Origin of the sequence: Micromonospora parastrephiae (assembly GCF_016802865.1) — a bacterium.
GTDB classification, from domain to species: Bacteria; Actinomycetota; Actinomycetes; order Mycobacteriales; family Micromonosporaceae; genus Micromonospora; species Micromonospora parastrephiae.
On record NZ_JAEVHM010000256.1, the window covers coordinates 1 to 6,058 of the forward strand.

At 69.9% G+C, this 6,058-nt stretch carries 5 protein-coding genes; 4 read left to right on the forward strand and 1 reads right to left on the reverse strand.

The annotated features are described in order from the left end of the window. The 3 genes from JNW91_RS28625 to JNW91_RS28635 all read left to right on the forward strand — a co-directional run. Positions 1–646, forward strand: a 646-nt coding sequence (locus tag JNW91_RS28625) for an Rv0361 family membrane protein (RefSeq protein WP_238425878.1), incomplete at its 5' end; no start/stop codon positions are given. Between the two features lie 26 nt (positions 647–672). Beyond that, a complete protein-coding gene (locus tag JNW91_RS28630) occupies positions 673–1,650 on the forward strand; it encodes an ArsA family ATPase (protein ID WP_203178593.1) in 978 nt (325 codons plus the stop codon). Positions 1,651–1,707: 57 nt separating this feature from the next. Beyond that, a complete protein-coding gene (locus JNW91_RS28635; RefSeq protein ID WP_203178594.1) occupies positions 1,708–2,856 on the forward strand; it encodes an ArsA family ATPase in 1,149 nt (382 codons plus the stop codon). Between the two features lie 6 nt (positions 2,857–2,862). On the opposite strand, the gene JNW91_RS28640 is transcribed toward JNW91_RS28635, so the two are convergent. Then, entirely contained in the window at positions 2,863–3,183 is a 321-nt protein-coding gene (locus JNW91_RS28640; RefSeq protein ID WP_030328078.1) for a WhiB family transcriptional regulator, read from the reverse strand. A gap of 403 nt (positions 3,184–3,586) precedes the next feature. On the opposite strand from JNW91_RS28640, the gene JNW91_RS28645 reads away from it, so the two are divergent. Next, positions 3,587–6,016 (forward strand): transglycosylase domain-containing protein, encoded by a 2,430-nt coding sequence (locus tag JNW91_RS28645; RefSeq protein WP_203178595.1) that lies wholly within the window; start codon positions 3,587–3,589, stop codon positions 6,014–6,016. Positions 6,017–6,058 lie beyond the last annotated feature (42 nt).

Consider the following 6,058-nt stretch of genomic DNA (forward strand, 5'->3'; position numbering starts at 1 on the left):
AGCTCGCGCTACCCGCCGCGCCGGCGGTCGCCGCGCCGGCGTCCCCAGCCAGGCGGCTGCCGTCGGTGGTCCCGGCCAGGCCACGGGTCCGAGCGGTCCGACGGCGCCCGAGGCCCCGGCGGGAATCGGCGGCCCGGGAACGTCGGAGATCCCGCCGCCGCCACCCGGCTACCCGCCCTACCAGGGTGCCGCCGAGCCGCAGAGAAAGAAGCGCGGCCTGTTGATCGCGGCGATCGCGCTGGTCGTGATCATGGTGCTCTGCGTGGGCGGCGGTGTGGTGGCGTTCCTGACCCTGCGTAACGCCGAGAGCGGCGAGGGCGCCAAGGAGCCGGCCGTCGCGGTCGACGAGTTCCTCACCGCGATCTACAAGGATCGCGACGCGACCAAGGCGGCGAGCCACGTCTGCGCCGCCTCCCGCGACGACAAGGAGATCGCCGCGAAGGTGGCCGAGGTGCAGAAGTACGCCTCCGAGTACCAGAACCCCCGTTTCCGGTGGACCACCCCGAAGGTGGACAACGAGACCGGGGACCGTGCCACCGTCTCCACCCGGGTCACCATGACCACCGCGGACGAGAAGGTGGCCGACCAGGACCTGCGCTTCACTGTGGTGCAGAAGACGGGTTGGTGGGTCTGCGAGGTCGCGTGACCGACGAGCCTGGATAGGCTCGACGGGTGCGTGCAGCTGAGCGGCCGACCGACCCGGCCGGTACCGGATGGTCGGCCCGTCTCCACGTGGTGACCGGCAAGGGTGGCACCGGCAAGACCAGCGTGGCGGCCGCGCTGGCGCTGGCGCTGGCCGCCGGCGGCCGGCGCACCCTGCTGGTGGAGGTCGAGGGGCGGCAGGGCATCGCCCAACTGTTCGGCATCGACCCGCTGCCGTACGAGGAGCGGCACCTCGCGGACGCTCCGGACGGCGGTGAGGTGCGCGCGCTCGCGGTGGACGCCGAGGAGGCGCTACTCGAGTACCTCGACATGTTCTACAAGCTGGGTGCGGCGGGCCGTGCGCTGCGCAAGCTGGGCGCCATCGACTTCGCCACCACCATCGCCCCGGGCCTGCGTGACGTGCTGCTCACCGGCAAGGTGAAGGAGGCCACCACCCGGACCTCGGGTCAGCGGCGCGCGTACGACGCGGTGGTGCTGGACGCTCCGCCGACCGGGCGGATCGGCCGGTTCCTGAACGTCACCGCCGAGACGGCTCGACTGGCCAAGGTCGGCCCGATCAAGACCCAGAGCGAGGGGGTCGCGGCGCTGCTGCGTTCCCCGATGACCGCGGTGCACGTGGTCACGCTGCTGGAGGAGATGCCGGTGCAGGAGACGGTGGACGCGATCGCCGACCTGACCGCGCTCGGCTTCGGCGTCGGCAAGGTGATCGTCAACGCCACCCGTCCTCCGCTGCCCGCCGGCCGGGCCGTCACCGCGGCGGAGCTGAAGCGCGGACTGGTCGCCGCCGGGCTGCCGGCCGACCGGGAGATCGTCGCCGGCCTGCACGACGAGGCCCGTGACCAACTCATCCGCCGCGAGTTGGAGGATTCGCTCCGGGCCGACCTGGTGGAGTTGGGGCTGCCGATGGTCGAGCTGCCGTTGCTGCCCGACGGCGTGGACCGGGCGGGCCTGGCCACGCTGGCCCAGGCCCTCGTCAGGGCGGGTTGACTCACACCTGAGGTCGGCACGGGCGCACGGACCCACGCGGCCCGATACGCTCGATTGGTGCCTTCCGAAGACGCGGCGCCGCAGCTGGACGTCGACCAGATCCTCGCCGACCCCGGCGTGCGGATCATCGTGTGCTGCGGTGCCGGTGGGGTGGGAAAGACGACCACGGCCGCGGCGCTGGCGCTTCGGGCCGCCGAGCAGCACGGCCGCCGCACGGTGGTGCTCACCATCGACCCGGCCCGCCGGCTGGCCCAGTCGTTGGGGCTGACCGAGCTGGACAACACCCCCCGCCAGGTCAAGGGGATCGACGTCGAGGCCAGCGGCGGTGAGCTGCACGCCATGATGCTCGACATGAAGCGCACCTTCGACGACGTGGTGCTGCAGCACACCGACCCGGCGAAGGCCGCGGAAATCTTCGCGAACCCGTTCTACCAGGCGATGAGTTCCACGTTCGCCGGCACGCAGGAATACATGGCGATGGAGAAGCTGGGCCAGCTGCACGCCCGCGGCGAGTGGGACCTGATCGTGGTGGACACTCCGCCGTCGCGCTCGGCACTGGATTTCCTGGACGCGCCGGCCCGGCTGTCCCGGTTCCTCGACGGCCGGATGCTGCGCCTGCTGCTGGCGCCGGCCCGCAGCGGCGGCCGGAGCATGTTCAGCCTGGTCACGGCCTCGTTCGGGATGTTCTCGAAGGTGGTGCAGAAGGTGCTCGGCGCGCAACTGCTCACCGACCTGTCCGGGTTCGTGGCCGCACTGGATTCGATGTTCGGCGGTTTCCGGCAGCGGGCCGAGCAGACGTACCGCATCCTGCAGGCGCGGGAGACGGCCTTCGTGCTGGTCGCGGCCCCGGAGCCGGACGCGGTCCGGGAGGCCGCCTACTTCGCCGGCCGGCTGCGGGAGGAGAAGATGCCGCTGGCCGGCCTGGTGCTCAACCGGGTGCACCGGCCGGCGGCGCCGGAGCTGGACGCCGAGCAGAGCCGGGCCGCCGCGGAGCGGCTGACCGAGCTGGGTGGACACGAGGCCACCGCCGACGTGCTGCGGGCGCACGCCGCGCTGGCCCGCCAGGCGGTACGCGAGCAGCAGGTGGCCGCGCGGTTCACCGAGGCGTTCCCTGCCGTGCCGGCGGTGTCGGTGACGGCGCAGCCCGCCGACGTGCACGACGTCGACGGGCTGCGGACGATCGGCGCGGCGATCAGCCGGCCGTGACCGGCGTCAGTTGGCCGCGCTGACCAGGATCTTGTCCTTGCCGGCCTTGTCCTTGCTGTTCTTCTTCATCGCGGCCTCGAACATCTTGCGCCAGCTCGTCACCTGCGGGTGACGACGCAGCAGCGCCCGGCGTTCGCGTTCGGTCATGCCACCCCACACACCGAACTCGATCCGGTTGTCCAGCGCGTCGGCCAGGCACTCGTACCGAACTGGGCAGCTCCGGCAGATCCGCTTCGCCACGTTCTGTTCGGCGCCCTGTACGAACAACGCGTCCGGGTCCCCGTTCTGACACGCCGCCAGCGACGGCCAGTCAGTGATCATGCCCATGTGTACACGTCCCCCCTTGCAGTACCTACCGACCTCGATGCACGTCAGCCGGCAATTCCCCCCGATCGCCCGGCCCGCCTTCCCCAAGGCGCGCGGACGACATGTGGCGCTGTCGCCGCCCCCATCATGCTCTGTAGTCGACCGATTACGCAACGTTGTCGACGAAATCCATCATTCCGGACACTCCCGGCTTCCCGGGCTCTCGACCGCCGGTTACCCCGCCGACGTCGACGAAAACGCTGCGCCGCCTCCAGCAAACGGAGGAGACTCGCGCCAGGTCACACGCAACCACGCACCGGGGGTCGTGCGTTTAGCACAACGAGGGCAGCGCGCGCAGGAAATGGGGAAAGAACGCCCCAGCGCCCCTCGTTCCCTACTCGCGTACCCTGTCGAGGTGACCTGGATGCGGAAACGTGACCACAATGTGCTGACCAACGCCGCATCGCTGCTTGTATGTGGCCTGCTGGCCGGCGTGGTGGTCGCAGCGGCGGCCTTCCCCGCGGTGGCGATGTCCGGCTTGGCCGCCAAGGCCGGCGCCGAGACCTTCGGCGCCCTGCCCACGGAGTTGACGGTGGCCCGTGCGCCACAGATCAGCTACCTGCTGGCCGCGGACGGCAAGACCCCGCTAGCGACGATGTACGACGAGAACCGGCGGGACGTGAAGCTCCCCGACATCTCGCCGTACATGCAGAAGGCCATCATCGCGGCCGAGGACCATGACTTCTACAAGCACAACGGCGTCGACATCAACGGTGTCGCCCGCGCGTTCGTGAACAACCAGAACGACAGCGCCGGCCGCCAGGGCGCGTCGACGCTGACCATGCAGTACGTCCGGCTGGCCATCGCCTACTCGGCGACCCACCCGGCCGACGTGGTCGCGGCGACGGAGGACACCAGCGCCCGCAAGCTCCGCGAGATGCGGCTGGCCCTCCAGGTCGACAAGGAGTTTTCCAAGGACGAGATCCTCACCCGCTACCTCAACCTCGCCTCGTTCGGCAACGGGGCGTACGGCGTCTACGCCGCCAGCCAGGTCTACTTTGGCAAGCCGCCGAGCAAGCTCAAGATCGAGGAAGCGGCGCTGCTGGCCGGCATGGTGAAGGCGCCCACCACCAACGACCCGACCACCAAGGCCGGCTTCCCGCTGGCACTGGACCGACGCAACTACGTCATCCAGAACATGGTCGACATCAAGGCCATCACCCAGCAGGAGGCCGACGCCGCCAAGGCGACCAAGCTGGTGGTGAAGGACAAGCGCACCCCGAACGGCTGCGTCGCCGCGAACGTCAACGAGTGGGGCTTCTTCTGCGACTACTTCTACCGGTGGTGGATGCAGCAGGAGACGTTCGGCTCGACCACGTACGACCGGGAGCGGCGACTGAAGAGCGGCGGCTACACCGTCGTGACCTCGATCGACGTGCAGGCGCAGAGGGGCGCGGACAAGGCGGTCCGCAAGGCCAAGAGCGTGAACAGCAAGGAAGCCGCCATGGTCGCGGTCGTGGAGCCGGGCACCGGGCGGGTGCGGGCGCTGGCGGTCAACCGTCAATTCAAGCTCGACGACCCGAAGAACCCGAAGAACAAGATCTCCAGCGATCCGGCGAAGAGCAGGAAGAACATCCGGGGTAACTACCCGGCGACCGTCAACCCGCTGCTCACCGGCGGCGACGGCATCACCGGCTACCAGGCCGGCTCGACCTTCAAGATCTTCAGCATCGTGGCGGCGCTGGAGAAGGGCATTCCGCTCAGCTACTCCTTCAACGCGCCGCAGACGTTCAAGTCGGAATACATCATCGACAGCAGCAGCGAAGCCGCCTGCCCCGGCACCCACTTCTACTGCCCGACCAACTCGGGCAAGAAGGCCGGCGGCGTGCAGACCATGTGGAGCGCGTTCGCCCAGTCGATCAACACCTACTTCGTGCCGCTGCAACAGCAGGTCGGCGCGGAGAACGTGGTCGATGCCGCCAAGCGCGCCGGCATCCAGTTCCGGGCCAGCAACGACGCCAAGTTCGCCGCGACCAAGGAGGCGGCGCACCAGTGGGGTGCCTTCACCCTGGGCGTCTCCTCCACCACGCCGCTCGACTTGGCCAACGCGTACGCGACCCTGGCGGCGGACGGCAAGTACTGCGAGCCCATCCCGGTGCAGGAGATCCGCGACCCGGACGGCAAGAAGCTGGACATCGCCAACCCGCGCTGCGAGAAGCGGTTCAGCACGGATGTGGCCCGTGCCGCCGTGGACGCCGCCCGCTGCCCGGTCGGGGACAACTCCAAGACCAGCAAGTGCGGCAGCAGCCGTACCGCCGGGGTGGTGAAGAGCATCGTCGACGCGCCGGTGGCCGGGAAGTCCGGCACCACCGACTCGGAGAAGACCGCCGCCCTGGTCGCCATGACCAAGCAGTACGCGGTGGCCGGCATCATGGCCGACCCGGACTGGCCGCAGACCAACGTCAAGATGAAGCACGAGCAGAAGGACGGAATCAACCCCCCGGTGTACGAGACGCTGCGGGACGCCATGAAGGGCAAGCCGAGGATCAACTTCGAGCCGCCGGGGCAGAAGATCTCCGAGGGTGACCAGCGCAGCATCCCCGACGTGAAGTGCCAGCCGGTGGACACCGCGAAGTCCCGAGTCAAGGGCGCGGGCTTTGAGCCGATCGTCTCCGAAGCGAAGGTGGCGTCCCCCTGCCCGGTGGGCACCGCCGCCGGCACCAGCCCCGACGGGCGCACCATCAAGGGCGGCGTGGTCACCATCCAGGTCAGCAGCGGCGGCGGCACCCCGCCGGGCACCAACAAGCCGGGCGGCCAGCCCGGTGGACCCGGCGGCGGCCGCCCGGGCGGCTGAGCCCAGCAGTACGCGCGAACGGGCGGGCACCCTCTGCGGGTG